This window comes from Polymorphospora rubra (genome assembly GCF_018324255.1).
In the GTDB taxonomy this organism is placed as follows: Bacteria; Actinomycetota; Actinomycetes; order Mycobacteriales; family Micromonosporaceae; genus Polymorphospora; species Polymorphospora rubra.
This window is the reverse complement of record NZ_AP023359.1, coordinates 7,831,507-7,848,862: the sequence shown is the minus strand read 5'-3', so window position 1 is coordinate 7,848,862 and position 17,356 is coordinate 7,831,507. Positions and strand designations below refer to the sequence as shown.

Genomic DNA, 17,356 nt, shown 5'->3' with positions numbered 1-17,356 from the left:
CACCTGCTCGCTGCGCTCGCAGTTGTCGGGTAAGTGCCTGAGCCTGCCGGTTCGCTCACTTCGTTCGCTCACGAACCTGCTCGCTGCGCCCGCCCATCACACCTCGGTCAGGGTTGGGCGGTGGTCAGCTCGGCCAGGTCGCGCAGCACCTCGGAGGCGGTGACCGGATCGAGTACGCCGAACGGCAGCTCCTTCTTGCGCCACCTGCCGAAGTCCCCGCCCGGCCCGTCTTTGATCCACACCTCGGCGAGCTTCTGCTCCTTCCATTCCGTCACCAACCCGATGATGATGCCGGGGTCCAGGTTGACCACCAGGGTGCGGTTGCCGGGCAGCGGCCGTTCCATCCAGCACTGGACACCGCCGTCCATCGGCTCGCCCCGGCTCCAGCCGCGCCGCTCGAGGGCGAGCACGGCCGTGGTGGGAACCGTGGTGCCGGCGACATCGGCCAGCTCCGCGGCCTCCCGCTGGGCGTCGGTGAGCCGGTGGACCTCCCGGCCCAGCTGCGCGAACGGTTGCACGATCTCGTAGTCGGCGAACAGCTCCGACCAGGCCGGCAGCGACCCGGACAGGTGCAGCGGGTGCGCGATGCCGACCGTCGCGTCGTCGGCGAGGGTCAGCGTCTCGTCGTCGACGTCGGCCAGGCTGCGGTCCTCGGCCACCCGGAAGCCGACCGTGCCGGCGTCGTCGTAGACCGCCCAGACCAGCCGGCGCACGATGTGCCACAGCAGCGGATGCCCGACGAACAGCTCCCGGAACTGGGCGCCGGTCCACCGTCGCTGGCCGACCATCGCCCGCTCCAGGCGTCGGATCTGGTCGCCGGCGATCGTACGGACGTCCTTCTTCAGGCCCGCGAACCGCTTGTACGCCTCCGGCGCGAGCGTCCCGTCGTCGCGTACGCCCGGCTTCGGCAGCTCCTTGCGCCGGTGGCCGGCGGTGTCGGCGACGTACGGCCGCAACTGCTCGTCGAAGCCGACCACGAACTGCCGCGGCCCGTAGTCGAGGGTGAGGCTGCCGTCGGCGTCCAGCCCGAGATCGGGCACCAGCCGGTCGGCCAGCTCCTCCGGGCTCAGCCCCAGGTCGTCGGCCACCTCGGCGATCTTCTCGGCGGCCCGCTCCTTCAGCCCCTTGAACTTCACCTTCTCCGCGATGCTGTGCAGGTGCATCAGGGCGACGTCGGTGCCGATCGACGCCAGCACCGCCAGCCCGGCCACCGCGCGACCGTGCGCGGCCTCGCCCGGCCAGGCCCGGATCAGCGGGGTGAGCCGGCGTACGGTGTCGTCGTCGCCGATCAGACCCAGCGCGTCCAGTGCCCAGCTCTCCTTCGCCGGGGCGCCGACCGCCAGCCAGCGCTGGAACAGCCCCCAGCCGAACTCGGCCAGCGAAACCGGGTCGCAGAGGTCGCGTACGACGTCGACCCCGGCGTAGACCTCACCCGGCCGGGACAGCGCGAGCGTCATCGTCAGGTGCGTCACCGCCGTCCGGGGCAGCGCGTGTCGGCGGTCGCGCAGCAGCACCGGCGGCAGCATCATCGGGTCCACCCAGGCCGGCACCACCGGCAGCTTCGGCGGCAGGACCTCCAGCGGGTCGGTGGCGAGCAGCGTGGCGATCGCGGCCCGGGCCGGCTCACCGTACGTTCCCGCGGCCGCCAGCACCGGCTCCTCGTGGCCGGCCGCGCCGATCGCCCACAGTGCGGCCTCGGCGTTGCGCCGGGCGGGTCCGGCTTTGCCGAGCGCGTCCGGCACCAGGGCCCGCGCCGCCACCGCCGGGTGCCGGGTCAGCCAGGCCAGCGCCGGCCGGCGGGCCGACTTGAGCCGTTGCAGCCACCGGGCCACCAGCGGGGCGGCGGCACTGCTGGCGTACGGGGCGAGCAGTGGCAGCACGGCGGTCGGGGTGGAGGGGGCCATCCGCAGGATCGCCGGCAGCGCGTCCAGTTCGTACCGGCCGGCGAGGACCCGACCCCACTCGGCGGCATCCCAGTTGTGCGTGGGATTCCAGTCGGCCAGCAGGGGGCGGACGATCTCCTCCGGGGCGCCGATCATCAGACCGACCCGCAGGTGGTGGCGGAGGTTGCCGGCCAGGTAGGCGTCACGGGTCTGTTCCCAGGTGCTCCCCTTGTCGGGCGTCGTCGCGATCCAGTTGCAGCGGGTGGCCAGCCACTCGTCGCGCTCGCCCGGCCGCCAGGCGACGGCCGCCTCCTCGACCGGCGCCAGCCCGGTCACCACCACCGGCCGGGCGGTCGACCGCGCCGTCCACGGCGGGGTACGCAGCAGTTCCGGCAGCAGTTCGGCGGGGGCCTCGGCGACCCGCACCGCGTCGTCGGCGAGCCCGGCGAGGTGGGCCCGGTCGGCCGCCGGCAGGTCGGGCAGCGTTGCGGCGACCAGTTCGGGGTTGCCGGATACGTGCATCCGCAGCAGGTCCGCGACGACCTTCGCCTTCGTCGTCTGGCCGGTGGCGGCGGCCGGCATCAGGCGCAGCGCGCGGACCGGGAACCGGACCATCGCCTCGGTGAGCGCCGGCTGCGCGTACCGGTTGTCGACCCGGTCCAGCAGGGTGGCGAACGCCTCGTCGGTGGGCAGGGTCGACAGCAGCGTGTAGAGCCGCTTCTCGCCGTCGGCGGCCATGTGGTCGCCGAACCAGGCGAGGTAGGTGGTGACCGGCGCCGGCCCGACCCCTTCCAGCACGGTGGCGAGGTCGCCGAAGGTGGGATCCCCGTGTCCCTGCAGGTGGCTCGCGATGAACGTCTCGAACTGCTCCCGCGTGTACAGCGACCAGAGCAGCCGCGACCGGTTGACCGTGCCGGTGAGGTCCTCGTCGACCCAGTCGGTGCGGGTCGGCACCAGGTAGGAGATGGTCACCCGCTGCACGCCCAGCCTGTCCCGGTATTCGGCGAGTGCCGCGGTCGCCGCCCGGTAGTCGTCGTCGGAGGCCGCCGCGAGCAGGCTCCGCATCCGTGCCGTGACGGGCTCCGCCGGCCACTTCCACACCGACCTGGCCTCGTCCTCGGTGATCGGCCGGACCCGTACGTCCCTCATGTGGAGCAGGCGCGACGACGCGCTGATCGCCAGCCCGTAGACCTCCACGGTGGCGCGGGCGGCGAAGGTGAGCCCGCGGGTGGCCGCCCACGCGTCGGCGAAGGCCCGCAGCTTGTCCTCGTCAGACCAGGGCACCGCCTTCGCGACGGCGGCGGCGACGGCGGCCGCGCCGAGCGGGGTCAGGGCCGGGTCGGCGAGCCCGGCCCGCAGGCCGTCGCGTAGCACCGGCGCGACCTCGGCGACCAGCGCCGGGTCGGCGTCGGTACGGGCGAACATCCGCTCGATCTGCTTCCGGTGGTTCTCGAACAGGCCGGCCGCCACTCCGACCGCCTTGCGGTCGACGGTCGTCGAGCTGGCCAGCCCGCCGCGGCGCGGGTGCATCCGGCGCCGCCAGGCCACCGGGATGACGAGGGTGTCCTCGTCCGGCCGGGGCTCCGGGTCACCCCGGCCGGCGTCGTCCGTCCCGCTGTCGTCCGTCCCGCTCTCGCCCGGCCCGGTGCTGCCCGTCCCGCCGTCGTTCGTCCCGCTGTCGCCAGGCCCGGCGACGCCGGCCCCGCTGTCGTCCGGCCCGGTGCTGCCCGGCCCGGCCGGGGCCGGCCCGGGGGAGGGCCGGGCGGTGCCGGCCTCGACGTACCCCTTGCGGACCTTCTCGGTGACCAGCCGGTCGGCGTGCGCGATCGCGGCCTGCTCCGACCCCAGGTGCTTGACCTGGGTACGGCCGTCCGTGCCGAGCCGCCCGTAACTGACCGTCACTGTCGAGCCGCTCCGGTCGATCCGCCAGAACTTCGCCGATCCGCCTTCGACGAACTCGAAGTCACGCACCCGTCGCCCCCTCTTCCCGCCACATGATCGTCGGCCGCACTCTAACCACGCCCTGCGACATCCGGTCCGATCCGTGTTCCGGTACGGGCCCTACCATGGGCGCGGGCCGCCGCCCGCCCGGCGCTCCGCCGCCCGCCCAGCGCTCCGACGAAGACAGGGGACAGATGGTGAAGTCCGCCGACGCCACGCAGACGCGGCCGGTTCCCGTGACCCGCCGCGCCGACGAGTCACCGGTCGGCGCGGACAGCTTCGAGCGTGGCGGTCACCTGGTGCACGTCGACCGCCGGCTCAGCACCGTCCTGCACCGCCGGCCGGCCGGTATCACCGGCAACCAGTGGTCGTCGGCGCTGCGGACCCGGCTCGACTACGTCGTACACGAGGCCGGGGACGGCCCGGCGCTGGCCGGCATCCGGTTCGAGGATCCGGGCCGGCGGGAGGCGGACGCGTCGCGGGCCGACCGGATGACCGGCACCGTGTGCGCGGCGGCCGGTCTCGGCCTGGTGCGGTTCGAGTCGGCGGCCCTGCTGCCCGTCGCCCGGCGGGTCGTGGAGTACGTTCTCGACGCCCGGGCCTTCCACCGGGCGACGGCCGAGCCCGCCGGTGACACCAGCGACGGGCTGCCCGGCTTCCGTGACATCCTCGGCCGGCTGCCGGACGGGCGTACCGGGCACGTCAACGACCTGGGCGCGCTCGCGCGGGCGGCCGCGGTCGAGGCGTACGCCAGCCGCCAGCTCACCGACCCGATCATCCGTGACCTGCACGTACGGTGGACCGACGGGCCAGCCGAGGGCTGGGCCTGGGTCGAGGTACGCCCCGGACGGTCGGTCTTCGAGCGGGTCCGGGTCTGGCAGCACGACTTCTCCTGCGGCGTGGACCCGGCCCGCTTCGCCGCCGACCTGGCGGTGCTGGCGGTCGGCGAACGCCTGAAGCAGCTGCCCACTGTGGAACCGGAGCTGTCCGCCCGATCGGATCTGGCGCGCGAACTCGCCGCGTTGCACCGCCGGTCCGGCGACCTGGCCGAGCCGTTCGCGTTCGCCCACGTCACCTTCGACTGACGGCCGCCCGGCCCTCGGCGCGCAATCATGATCGTCTGCTGCTGAGCCGTTCGACACGCCGCGCGCTGAACGGCTGAACAGCAGACGATCATGTCGTAGGCGGTGCTCCGGTGCGCGTCATGGGTGGGGCGGCCAGGCCCGGTCGAATACCGGGTACCGCTCCGGCGATCCCCGGCCGTCCCCGCTGGGCAGGACCGAGCCGTGGAAGGTCGCACCGTCGGGGCCCAGGGAGTCGTCGTCCGTCGGACCGTCGTCGAATCCGCGTGCCTCGATCCGGAACCCCCGGCCGAGCCGCACCGCCACGGAGTAGGCGACCCCACAGACGTCCGCCAGGTCGATCGTTTCTCCGCGCAGGGCGAGTTGCGCGTACAGCTCGGACGCCACCTCGTTGCGAACGTGGGCGAGGGCGGGCGAGATCTGATCGTCGTCGGACGCTGGGCGATCGCTCATGACTCCCACGGTCGGCCCGCCCCGGGCCACGGTCAACGAGCCCGTTACATGTCTCACAGCGTGCCGAACGGCCGGGGGCCGGGGTGGTCCGATGTGGACCGACGGCCACCCGGGGCCTAGCGGCAGGTGTCGGAGTCGGCGGGCACGTGTGAGAAGACCACCGGGGCGACCGCCCGCGGCGGAGGCTGCGGCGCGGCCGGTTCGTCGGCCAGCGGCGTACGCGGATGTTCACCGGTCAGCACGAGCAGTTCGTACGCGCGCTGCACCGGGATCTGCTGGGCGGCGATCGCGGTGGCCAGCGGCACCGGGCCGATTCCGCCCGGTGACACCGAGAGGCTGAGCACGGCCGGGTCGACCCCGCGGCTGGCCAGGTAGCCGGCGGCTTCGGGGGGCAGCTCACGCCAGGGCCGTACGGTGTCCTCGGTGAACCCGTGGGCGGCCCACTCGTCGGCCTGTTCGGTCACCCGGTTGGCGAGTCGGGCCGGTACGACGTCCCGGCCGCCGAGATCGTCGCTCAGCAGAGCGCGGGCCAGGGCGGACAGTCGGTCGACCGGGACGAACCGGTCGCCGGATCCGCGGCTTCCGTCACCCGTGCCACGCTCACCTCGAGTAGGCATGCCCCCATCCAAGCATGATCGTTTTCGGCACCGGTGGGCGCCACCCCGTCAGGCGGTCACGGGTACCGGACGGTCCCGCACCCGCCACCCGGGGATGGGAGGGCGGATGCGGGACCGTCCGCGTGTCGGACCCGGGGTCAGGCGTCGTGGTGCGGGCGGCGCTGCGCGGCGATGAAGGTCATCCGGAACTTTCCGATCTGCACCTCGTCGCCGTCGTTGAGGGTGGCCGATTCGACCCGCTCACGGTTGACGTAGGTGCCGTTGAGGCTGCCCGCGTCCCGCACGGTGAAGGTGTCACCGTTGCGGTGGAACTCGCCGTGCCGCCGGGACACGGTCACGTCGTCGAGGAAGATGTCGCTGTCCGGGTGCCGGCCGCTCGTCGTCAGGTCCGTGTCGAGCAGGAACCGGGCGCCCGCGTTCGGACCCTGGTGGATGGCCAGGAGCGCCGCGCCGGGCGGTAGCGATGCCGCGATCCCACCCGTTGCGGAATCCCGGCTCCGCGTCTCACGAAACTCGGCGAACGATCGCAGATCGAACGTCGACGTGACGTCGAGCAGCGGATGCTCCCTGTCAGGACTCATCAGCACCACCTCACAGTTGCCCGGTGACCCGGGAAAGTCGGCAGTTTACGGTAGCCGAGCCGGTATCGGGCCGACATCCGGCGGCTGTCTCCTACGTTAGCCGGGCCGTCGGAGCGGTCGCGGAAACCCGTTCGGCCAGGTGGGCGGCGATCTCGTCGAGGCTGCCGGTGTTGCCCTGGAGATCGATCTCGACGCCGTACTCGGTTTCGATCGCATCGATCAGCCGCAGCAGTCCGAGTGAGTCCAGACCGAGCGCGACCAGCGGAACGTCGCCGGCCAGCGCCTCGGCGACCGGAACCGAGCCGCCGGTCGCCTCGTTGACGAGTTCGGCGAGCCGCTGGTGCAGGGGGCTGGGCGCGGTCATCCGCGGGCCTCCCGGACCACTTCGGCGATCTCCGCGATCGTGGGCATTTCGAAGAAGACCTCCAGTGACAATTCAACTCCCAGACGTTGGTGGATACGGCTGCTGATCCTGGTGATGGTCAGCGAGTGGCCGCCGAGGTCGAACAGGTCCTCGTCGAGACCGATATCGTCGATCTGGAGCACGTCCTGCCAGATCGTCCGGATCTCCTCGACCACCTCGTCGACGACCGGCGCGTCGTCGTCCGGACCGGTACCCACCGCCGCGTCCGGGCCGGCCGTGGCCGGCTCGGCCCGCTCGCGGGCCGGGGCGGGCAGCGCCGCCCGGTCGAGCTTCCCGCTCGGGTTCAGCGGAAGGGTGTCGAGGAACACCCAGGTCGCCGGGACCATCACCGCCGGCAGCGTCTGCGCCAGGTGGGCACGCAGCGCGGCCGGATCGGGCTCGGCACCGGCCGGCACCACGTAGCCGACGAGCCGGCTGTCGCCCTCGTCGCCGTCGCGCAGCGTGACCGCGCAGCCGGCGACGCCCGTGTGCTCCAGCAGTCGCGTCTCGATCTCGCCGAGCTCGACCCGGTGGCCGCGGATCTTGACCTGGTGGTCGGCGCGACCGAGGAACTCCAGCCGTCCGTCGGTGGTCCAGCGGGCCAGGTCGCCGGTGCGGTAGAGCCGCCCGCCCGGTGCGTCGTACGGGTCGTCGAGGAACCGTTCGGCGGTCAGTTCGGGCCGTCCGAGGTAGCCGTCGGCCACTCCGGCGCCGCCGAGGACCAGCTCCCCGGGTACGCCGATCGGCAGCGGCCGCTGCCGCGGGTCGAGGACGTAGGCGCGGGCGTTGGCGACCGGCCGGCCGATGGTCACCTCCCGGCCCCGGGTCACCTCCTCGGTGGTGGCGTAGATCGTCGCCTCGGTCGGGCCGTACCCGTTGACCACCCGGGCGACCCGGTCGTGCAGCTCGCGGGCCAGCGCGGTCGGCAGCACCTCGCCGCCGGCCAGGGCGACCAGGTCACGGTCGTCGCCGCCGATGCCGGCCGCGAGCAGCACCCGCCAGCCCGACGGGGTCGCCTGCACGTTCGTCACCGCGTACGCCTCGACCAGCCGGACGACGGCGGCACCGTCGGCGGCGCTGACCCCGGCCGCGACGACGACCCGGCCACCGGTGACCAGCGGCAGGAACATCTCGACCAGCGAGATGTCGAACGACATCGAGGTCAGCGCCAGCCACCGGTCGGTCGGGCGGCTGTCGAGCGCGTCGCCCATGGCGTACAGCAGGTTGGCCAGCGCGGCGTGCGGCACCCGCACACCCTTGGGCCGGCCGGTCGAGCCCGAGGTGTAGAGCACGTACGCGAGGTCGGTGCCGGCCGGGTCGGCGGTGACCTCGGGGCCGGCGGGCTCCGGCATGGTGTCGAGGTCGTCGACCGGCAGCACCGCCGGTCCGCCGGCCAGTTCCGCGGCGACGTCGGCCGTCGTGGTGGTCGCGGTGGTGACGACCAGGGCGGGGGCCGCGTCGGCGAGGATCGCCGCCTGCCGGGCCGCCGGCAGGTCCGGGTCGACCGGCAGGTACGCCGCACCGGAGCGCAGCACGGCGAGCAGCGTCGCCACCGCGGTCCACGAGCGGTGCAGCCCGACCGCGACCAGCGAACCGGCGCCGATCCCACGGTCGCGCAGCGCCGCCGCGAGCCGGCCGCTGACCGCGTCCAGCCCGGCGTACGTCAACTCCCGGTCCCCGTCGACGAGGGCGATGTCGGTGGGACGCTGCCGTACCTGCTCGGCGAACCGGGCCGGCACACTGTCGGCGGCGTAGTCGCGGGCGGTGCCGTTGAAGATCTCCAACACCAGGTCGAGTTCGCGGTCGGGCAGGATGGGCAGTTCGTCGACGGCCCGGTCCGGGGCGGCGACCGCCCCGGCGAGCAGGGTGCGCAGGTGGGCGCCGATCCGGGCCACCGCGTCGGTCGGGATCACGTCCGGGTTGTGCTGGAGCCCGACGGTCAGGCCGGTGCCGCTGTCGACGACCTGCACGTGCAGCGCGTTGCGGGCGGTGCCGCCGAAGACCGTCCAGTCGATCGTGGTGGCCACGCCGGTGAACGCCGGCTCGGGGGCACGGCGCCGGTAGCCGACCGAGACCGGGGTCAGCGCGGTGGCCGGGCGCAGCCCGCTGACCGCCTGCGCCAGCGGCACGTCCCGGTGCCTGTAGAGCTGGCGCAGTTCGGCGCGCAGGGCGCACGCGTAGGCCCGGAAGGTGGCGTCCGGCGCCGGGGCGGGCACCGGCAGCTCGTTGACGAACAGGCCGATCTGTCCGGCCGTCTCCGCCGTACGGGTCGACAGGCCCACGCCGACCGGCAGCGCCTCGTTGCCGTACCGGTGCAGCAGGGCGTGGACGGCGGCCAGCAGCAGCTCGAACCGGCTGACGCCGAGGTCGGCGGCGAGCCGTGCGGTGCCGGCGACCAGGTCGGCGTCGAGGTCGAACTCGACGGTGGCGCCCGGCGCGGCGGCGACCGGCTGGCGGCTCAGACCGGGCAGAACGACGTCGCCGGGCGGGGTCCACCGGCTCGCCCAGTAGTCGCGGGCGGCCGGCAGCGCGGCGGCGACCCGGTCCCGTTCGGCGGCCGCGTGTCCACTGTGGTCGGCAGCCGGCCCGAGGTCGGCGGGGCGGCCGGCGACGGCGGCGTCGTACGCGTGCGCGAGGTCGCGGGCCAGTACGTCCTTGGACATGCCGTCGAAGACCAGGTGGTGGGCGGTCACCAGCAGCAGGTGCCGGTCCGCGGCGCCGGTCAGCAGGGTGAACCGGGCCAGCGGTCCCCGGCGCGGGTCGAACGGCCGGGCGATCTCGGCCCGGACCCGGTCGTCGGTGAGCGGGCCGCCGGCCAGGGTGATCTTCTCGGTGGCGGTCACCAGGTGCGGCACCCCGTCGGCGCCGGTCTCGACCGCGGTGCTCAGTCCCTCGTGGCGGGCGGTGACGGCGGTGCACGCCTCGGTCAGCGCCCGCTCGTCGAGCGCGCCGTCGAAGTGGATCCCGAGCGCCATGTGGTAGGCGGTGCCGGCGACCCCGGCCTGCTCGGTGAACCAGACGGCGTGTTGGGCGTACGTCGCCTCGGCGGTGGTCACGGACCCTCCTGAGTTTCGGCCTGGGTTTCGAAGCGGGTGATCAGCTCCCGTTTGACGACCTTGCCGCCCTCGTTGCGCGGCAGGTCCTCGACGAGGAGCACCCGGGTGGGCAGTTGGTAGTCGGTGAGCCGGCCGGCGAGGAAGCCGCGCAGCGCGGGCAGTTCCAGGTCGGCCGGCGGGGCGTCCGGGCGGGCCACCACGACGGCGGCGACGGCCGACCCGAGGACCGGGTGGGGGATCGGGACCACGGCCGCCTCGGCGACCGCCGGGTGCTCGTGCAGCGCCGCCTCGACCTCCAGACTGGAGATCTTGTACGCCCCGGACTTGATCACGTCCTGGTGCCGGTCGGTGAGGTAGAGGTAGCCGTCGGCGTCGAGCCGGCCGATGTCGCCCATCCGTACCCACTCGCCGCGGAACGTGGCCGCGCTGGCCTCGGCGTCACGGTAGTAGGCGCGCGGGTGGTCGCAGCGCAGCCAGACGTGGCCGGTCTCGCCGGCCGGCAGCGGCTGTCCGGCGTCGTCGGCGATCATGAGGGTGCCGCCGACCGCCTTGCCGACCGCGTCCCGGCGGGCCGGATCGAAGATCATCGTGGTCTGGGCCGGGGCGGCCTCGGTCGACGAGTAGTAGTTGACCACCGCCGCCGACGGGAACGCCGCCGCGAGCCGGGCCGCGACCGCCGGCGGCAGCGCCGCCGCCGTCGACCCGATCAGGTGTACGTGTGACAGGTCGCGGCCGGACAGCGCACCGGAGTCCAGCAGTTCGATCGCCATCGACGGCACCAGGAACACCGTGCCGGTGCCGGGCGTGGCGATCAGCCGGGCGAACCGGCCCGGCGTGGACTGGGCCAGCGTCAACGCCGTCGGCTTGGCGGCCAGTGCGTTGAACAGCATCGTCTGCGCGGCGTTGGTGCCGATCGCGAACGCGTGCAGGAAGCGCTCGGAGTGGCCGAGCGCCAGCCGGCGCGGGTGGTTGGGCGCGTGCACCGTCAGGTTGGCGTGCGTCGCGCCGACCCCCTTGGGCCGCCCGGTGGTGCCCGAGGTGTAGAGGATCTGCGCCAGGTCGCCCGGCCGGACCCGGTGCCCGACCGCCGACGCGTCGTCGACCGGCTCGCCGGACAGTTCGGTCACGGTGTATGCCGGCAGCCCGCCGCCCCCGTCCGGCCCGGCACCGGCGGCACCGGCGTGCAGCACCGCGACCGCCTCGCAGTGGTCCAGGGCGTGCCGCAGCTGCCCCGGCGCCAGCCGGTCGGACAGCGGCACCGAGACCGCGCCGGCCCGCTGCACCCCGCAGTACGCGACCGCGAAGTCGACCCAGTCGCGGGCGCCGAAGACCAGCCCGACCCGGTCGCCGGGGCGTACGCCACGCCGGTGCAGGGCGGCGGCGACCGCGCCGGCCGCCGACTCCCATGCCGCGAAGGTGAGCGTGGCGACACCGTGCACCTCGATCGCCACCCGGTCGGGGTGCGCCTCGGCCCGCCAGGCGAGCAGGTCCGGCACCGTACGCGCGGCGCGCCGGGCCGGGGTGACCGTGGATGCCATCTCAGCCCCCGCTCGCCATCGACACCGGCCGCCGGGCCGGGTCGGCACTGTCGTCGCCCGCCGGTCCGGTCGGGTCGTCGTCGGCCGGCCGGCGTGGCCCGGGTACCGCCCGGGCCCGCCGGGTCTCGATCCCGATCACGTCCTCCGGTGGCGCGTCGGGGACCTCGTCGTCGAATCGGGACAGGATCCGGGTCCGCATCGAGATCGCCGCGGTCGCCGCGATGCCGAGGCCGAAGACGAGGTAGAGCAGGCCGATGCCGCGGCCGGGGCCGACCCCGATCACCGCGCCGACGCTGCCGGCCAGCGCGCCGCCGGGCAGCAGCAGCGGCTCGGCCGCCGTCGACGCCAGCGGGGCGACGATTCCCCAGCCGATCGGCATCGTGGACGAGGCCACCATCTGGTTGAGCGCGAAGACCCGGCCGTGGAAGCGCTGCGGCACCTTGGTCTGCACGACGGTGTTGTAGATGCCGTTGACCAGGGCGAGCGCGAAGTACATGCCGAACGCGCCGGCGCCGATGACGACCAGCGACGGCCGCATACCGGTCAGCACGCAGGCGGCGGCGATGGCCAGGGTGCCGATCAGCACCGCCCGCATCCGGTAGTGCCGGGGCCCGCCCCAGACCAGCATCACCAGGCCGCCGCAGGCGCCGCCGATCCCGCCGACGATCGCGATCCGGGCCACCTCGGCCAGGTCGGCGAAGCCGAGCACCAGCGGGGAGAGCAGGAACAGCACCGGGAACAGGAAGAAGTTGAGCGTGGCGAAGAACGCCAGCATGGCGCGGAACTCGCGGCGGCGCAGCGAGTAGCGCACCCCGCCGACGATCTCGGCGGTGAGGGTCTCCCGGCGGCGCAGGGCCATGGTGCGGGGGAAGCGGATGGCGAGCAGGATCACGATCGCGAGAGCGTACGTCACGACGTCGACGACGAGAATGCCGTCCAGGCCGATCGCCTCCAGCAGGGCGACCGCGACCAGCGGCACCATGAACTGGGTGAGTCCGGTGGCCATCTGCGCGACGCCGTTGGCGTGCCCGAGAAAGCGCTTGGGCACCAGTTGCGGGACGGCCGACACGAACGCCAGCCGCTGGAACGCCAGGGTCACCGACAGCCAGCCGACCAGTACGTAGAAGTGCCAGGTCTCGGCCCGGTCGGTGAGCAGCAGCCCGGTGACGGTCAGCTTGGCGACGCCGGCCGCGCAGCAGGCGAGCAGGATGACCCGGCGCCGGCTGGTCCGGTCGATCAGGGCCCCGGCGAACGGCGCGATGACCAGGCCGGGCACCAACCCGAGTACGGAGAACAGCGCGAACCGGGCCAGCGACCCGGTCTCGATGAAGATCCACAGCGGTACGGCGAAGCTGGTCAGCGCGGTGCCGGCCATCGTGACGATCTGGCCGGCCGCGACCAGCCCGAACCGCTTCATGCTCGGCGCCGGCTCCCGGCGCGCCTTGCGGGCGGCGACCTTCGCGTCCGTGGCGGACTTCGCCGGGGTCGGAGAGCCGTCCCGGCGGGACACCTCGACCAGCCGCCACGCCGGTTCGAGGCCGTCGTCGGGGCCGCCGTCGTCCGGGTCGGTGCCGTCCGGTGCCGCCGCCCCGGCCGGGGGCGGTCCACCGTCCGCCGGCGACTCCGGCACCGGCCCGTCGAGCCGGCCGTCGACGGTGGTGACGATCTCGGCCAGCTCCTCGGCCCGGTACTTCAGGAAGTAGTGTCCGCCCTCGTCGATCGACACCAGCGCGGTCCGGTCGCTGAGGAAGTGCCACTCCCGGTAGCGTTCCTCGGCCCACTCGGTGCCCCGGTCGCGGTCGCCGACGACCGACACGATCGGCGCCCGCAGCGGGGTGACCTTGCGGTGCATCAGCGCGGTGAAGTAGTCCTCGGACACCTCGGCGTCGTGCCGCATCGCCCGGATCAGGAACGCGGCCTGGTCGGCGTCGAGCGCCCCGATGTCGGCGCCCTGCGCCTGCAACCAGGTGCGGTAGATCCGGTCGCTGCGGATCCGTTCGGAAATCCGCAGCCGCATCAGCGGGCCGAGCACCCCGCCGACCGGGCGGCCGAAGGGGAAGACCCCGCCGAGGTAGATCGCGTCCAGGTCGCGGCCGGCGGCCTCGAGCAGCCGGGCCACCTCGACGGCGAGCGCGCCACCGGGACCGCAGTGGCCGTACAGGACCAGCGGCCCGTCGACGGTGGCCAGCACCTCGTCGGCGACCGCCCGGGCCACCTCCTCGATCGGGGCCGGCTCGTCCTCCAGCCCGATGTCGTGCCCGGGCACCGCCACGGAATAGAGCCGGTGGCCGGCCGGCAGTGCCTCGGCGAGCGGCTGGTAGACCACCGCGCTGCCGCCGCCGTACGGCACGCAGACCAGCGACCGGACCACCTGCCCGGCCGGTACGGCGGGCGTCAGCTCGTGCAGCAGCCCCCCGGCCTGCCCCGCGTCCCCGGTGACCAGGCCGGCGAGTTCGCGTACGGTGCGGTGCTTGAACAGGTCCATGACGCTCAGCGGCCGCAGCTCGGTGCCGGTGGCCGCCGGCAGCTCCCGGCGCAGCCGGGCGACCACCTGGGTGGCCAGCAGCGAGTGCCCGCCGAGTTCGAAGAAGTCGTCGGTGACGCCGACCTCGGGCAGGCGCAGGATCTCCTCCCAGACCCGCGCGATCGTGGACTCCACCGGCCCCTGCGGCGGCACCCGCTCGCCGGCCGGCCGGTCGTCGACCGGTTCCGGCAGCGCCCTGCGGTCGACCTTGCCGTGGTCCTGCAGCGGCAGCCGGTCCAGCCACACGTAGCGGGCCGGGATCATGTACTCCGGCAGCCGGTCGGCGAGCCGGCGCCGCAGCTCGGCGGGCTCGACGTCGGCACCGTCGGCGGCCCGTTCCAGGTAGCCGACGAGCCGGTCGTCGCGCAGCACCACGACCGCCTGACCGACGCCGGCCGCGTCGCGCAGCGCCGCCTCGACCTCGCCCAGCTCGACCCGGTAGCCGCGCAGCTTGACCTGGTGGTCGCCGCGGCCGAGGAACGCCAGCCGGCCGTCGGGCAGCCACCGGCCGAGGTCACCGGTGCGGTACATCCGGGCGCCGGGCGGGCCGTACGGGTCGGCGACGAACCGCTGCGCGGTCAGGTCGGGCCGGCCCAGGTAGCCGCGGGCCAGCCGGTCACCGCCGAGGAAGATCTCCCCGGGTACGCCGATCGGGGCGGGCCGTCCGGTGGCGTCCAGCACGTACACCCGGGCGTGCGGCAGCGGCCGGCCGATCGGGACCATGCCGGGGCCGGCGTCGTCGGGCCGTACCCGGTCGGTGGTGATGCCGACGGTGGCCTCGGTCGGGCCGTAGTGGTTGAGGACGGCGGTGGGGCCGGCCGCGAGGCCGGCGGCCCATTCCAGGTCGGACGCCTCGCCGCCGAGGATCAGCGCCCGGCGCGGCAGCAGCGGACCGGCGCCGGTGTCGGCGGCCAGCGCGGCCAGGTGCGACGGCGTCATCTTGATGTAGTCGATGTCGTTGCGGGCCAGTTCGTCGGCGAGTTCCGCGCCGGTGCACCGGCGCGGAACCAGGTGCACGACGCCGCCGGTGGACAGCGCCAGGTAGAACACGGTGACGCTGAAGTCGAACGACATCGACTGGAGCAGCGCGTAGCGGGCGGCCGGCGTGATCTCGAAGCGGTGGCGTACGTCGGCCAGGTAGTTGACCACCTGGCGGTGGGCGACCGCGACACCCTTCGGGGTGCCGGTCGAGCCCGAGGTGTAGATGACGTACGCGAGGTTGTCCGGGGCGGGGCCGCCGTCCGGCGGGCCGTCCGGGTTGGCGTCGATCTCGGCGCGGATCCCGTCGAGGCAGACCGGTTCGGGAACCGCCCCGGCGGGCAGTCCGGCGCGGGCCGCGGCGAGCGGCTCGCGCAGGTCACTGCCGGTCAGCAGCAGGGACAGCCCGGCGTCGGCGAGCATGGTGGCCAGCCGGGCCGGCGGCTGCTCCGGGTCGAGCGGCACGTAGGCGCCACCGGCCCGCAGTACGGCGAGCAGCGCCACCGCCAGCTCGACCGACTGCTCCAGGCAGACGCCGACCAGGTGGTCCGGGCCGATGCCGCGTCCGCGCAGGTGGTGGGCGAGCCGGTTGGCGCGCCGGTCCAGCTCCCGGTAGGTGATCGAGTCGGCGCCGCAGACCACCGCCGGGGCGTCCGGGGTGTCGGTCGCGTGCCGGCGTACCAGGTCGGCCAGGGTCCCCGCGGCGGCCGGCCGCGGTTCGGGTGCGGTGGCGAAGCCGAGCACCCGCTCGCGCTCGGCCGGGTCGAGCAGGTCGAGGTCGACCAGCGGCCGGTCGGGGGCGGCGACCGCGGCCCGCAGCAGGTTGACGTAGTGGGCGGCGAGCCGGCCGGCGGTGTCGGCGTCGAAGAGGTTGGTGTTGTAGAGGAACTCGCCCCGGATCCCGTCGGGGGTTTCGGTGAGATAGCAGGACACGTCGAAGCGGGCGCTGCGGACCCGGGTGTTGAACGGCTCCACGGTGAGCCCGGCCGGCCACCGCTTGGCGCCGCGCTGGTAGTTCTGCAGGGCGAAGAGGACCTGGAAGACCGGGGTACGGCTGACGTCGCGGGTGACGTTCAGCTCCTGCACCAGCCGCTCGAACGGCACCTGCTGGCGGGTCAGCGCCTTGATCGCGGTACCCCGGGTGCGGGTGAGCAGGGTGGCGAAACTGGGCTCGGCACCGTCGTCGGTGGACACGTCGGCGCGCAGCGCCAGCGTGTTGACGAACAGGCCGATCATGTTTTCCAGTTCGGGGACGACCCGGCCGGCGACCGGTGATCCGATCGCGAAGTCGCGCTGCCCGGTGTAGCGGAAGAACACCGCCTGGAGTCCGGCCAGGAGCGTCATGTAGAGCGTGGCGCGCCGGGTGCGGGCCAGCCGCCGGAGCCCGTCGGTCAGTTCGGCGTCGAGCTGGAAGTGGTGCGACCTGCCGTCGTAGCGCTGCTCGGCCGGGCGGGGCCGGTCGGTCGGCAGGTCCAGCGGCGGTACGCCGGCGAGCGCCTCGCGCCAGTAGTCGAGTTCGCCGGCGGCGGCCGGCCCGTCGGCCCGGTCGCGCTGCCAGGCGGCGTAGTCGGTGTAGCGGGTGGCCGGCCCGGGCGGCACCGGATCGCCGCCCAGGGCCGCGGCGTAGTGCGCGGCGACCTCGGCGAACAGCAGGTCCTGCGACCAGCCGTCGCTGACGATGTGGTGGGTGGCGGCGTGCAGCAGGTGGTCGTCGGGGCCGAGCCGGACCACCAGGGCCCGCACCAGCGGGGCGACGGTCAGGTCGAACGGCTGCCGCGCGGCGTCGGCCACCAGGGCGCGGGCGTGGTCCTCGTCGTCGGCGGCGACCACCGGTACGGGGACGCGTACGGTGTCGGCGACCTCGACCACCGGCCGGCCGTCGGGGGTCTGGGTGAACCGCATCCGCAGGCTGTCGTGCCGCGCGGCGACCGCGTCGAACGCGTTCCGTAGCAGGTCGGGGTCGAGCGGTCCGCGCAGCCGGATCGTCGAGGGGATCACGTAGGCGGCCGTGCCCGGGGCGAACTGCTCCATGAACCACAGTCGTTCCTGCCCGAACGACGGCGGCGCGGCCCCGGGTGCCACTTCCGGGATCACCCGTTCAGGTGCGGCCTCGGGACGGGTTGGTAGGTCGACACCTGTCATTACCGTTTGCCCTCATTTCGCCGGACACACCGGTGGTGTGCCGCGTGCCGGCGGCGTAGTTGATCATCAATGACGGGTCTTCCCGGTGACCCGCTTCGCAGTGTGCCTGGCCTACCACCCTGGGTGGGATCGGCCGAACGGCGCACCACATTGAACCC

General features: G+C 74.1%; 9 protein-coding genes. 1 reads left to right on the top strand and 8 read right to left on the bottom strand.

The genetic code is table 11. From position 1 onward, the window contains the following. Window positions 1-107 precede the first annotated feature (107 nt). A complete protein-coding gene (locus Prubr_RS34425) occupies window positions 108-3,854 on the bottom strand; it encodes a DUF4132 domain-containing protein (protein ID WP_212819643.1) in 3,747 nt (1,248 codons plus the stop codon). 164 nt (window positions 3,855-4,018) lie between these two features. Between Prubr_RS34425 and Prubr_RS34420 the strand changes: the two genes are divergently transcribed. After that, window positions 4,019-4,909 carry a hypothetical protein gene (locus tag Prubr_RS34420; RefSeq protein ID WP_246568053.1) on the top strand — a complete coding sequence of 297 codons (891 nt, stop codon included), beginning with the start codon at window positions 4,019-4,021 and terminating at the stop codon, window positions 4,907-4,909. Between the two features lie 117 nt (window positions 4,910-5,026). Here Prubr_RS34420 and Prubr_RS34415 read toward each other — a convergent pair whose 3' ends face one another. The 7 genes from Prubr_RS34415 to Prubr_RS34385 form a co-directional block, all read right to left on the bottom strand. Next, entirely contained in the window at window positions 5,027-5,359 is a 333-nt protein-coding gene (locus Prubr_RS34415) for a hypothetical protein (RefSeq protein ID WP_212819641.1), read from the bottom strand. A 116-nt stretch (window positions 5,360-5,475) separates the two neighbouring features. Next, window positions 5,476-5,976, bottom strand: a complete 501-nt coding sequence (locus tag Prubr_RS34410; protein ID WP_212819639.1) for a hypothetical protein — start codon at window positions 5,974-5,976, stop codon at window positions 5,476-5,478. A gap of 137 nt (window positions 5,977-6,113) precedes the next feature. Then, window positions 6,114-6,560 carry an FHA domain-containing protein gene (locus tag Prubr_RS34405; protein ID WP_246569119.1) on the bottom strand — a complete coding sequence of 149 codons (447 nt, stop codon included), beginning with the start codon at window positions 6,558-6,560 and terminating at the stop codon, window positions 6,114-6,116. Between the two features lie 88 nt (window positions 6,561-6,648). Next, window positions 6,649-6,921 carry an acyl carrier protein gene (locus tag Prubr_RS34400; RefSeq protein WP_212819635.1) on the bottom strand — a complete coding sequence of 91 codons (273 nt, stop codon included), beginning with the start codon at window positions 6,919-6,921 and terminating at the stop codon, window positions 6,649-6,651. Then, window positions 6,918-10,016 carry a non-ribosomal peptide synthetase gene (locus tag Prubr_RS34395; protein ID WP_212819633.1) on the bottom strand — a complete coding sequence of 1,033 codons (3,099 nt, stop codon included), beginning with the start codon at window positions 10,014-10,016 and terminating at the stop codon, window positions 6,918-6,920. The genes Prubr_RS34400 and Prubr_RS34395 overlap by 4 nt, the downstream gene beginning before the upstream one ends. Then, window positions 10,013-11,554 (bottom strand): class I adenylate-forming enzyme family protein, encoded by a 1,542-nt coding sequence (locus Prubr_RS34390; protein ID WP_246568051.1) that lies wholly within the window; start codon window positions 11,552-11,554, stop codon window positions 10,013-10,015. Before Prubr_RS34390 ends, Prubr_RS34395 begins: the two co-directional genes overlap by 4 nt. Window position 11,555: 1 nt before the next feature. Continuing rightward, a complete protein-coding gene (locus Prubr_RS34385) occupies window positions 11,556-17,150 on the bottom strand; it encodes a non-ribosomal peptide synthetase/MFS transporter (RefSeq protein ID WP_246568049.1) in 5,595 nt (1,864 codons plus the stop codon). Window positions 17,151-17,356: the final 206 nt, after the last annotated feature.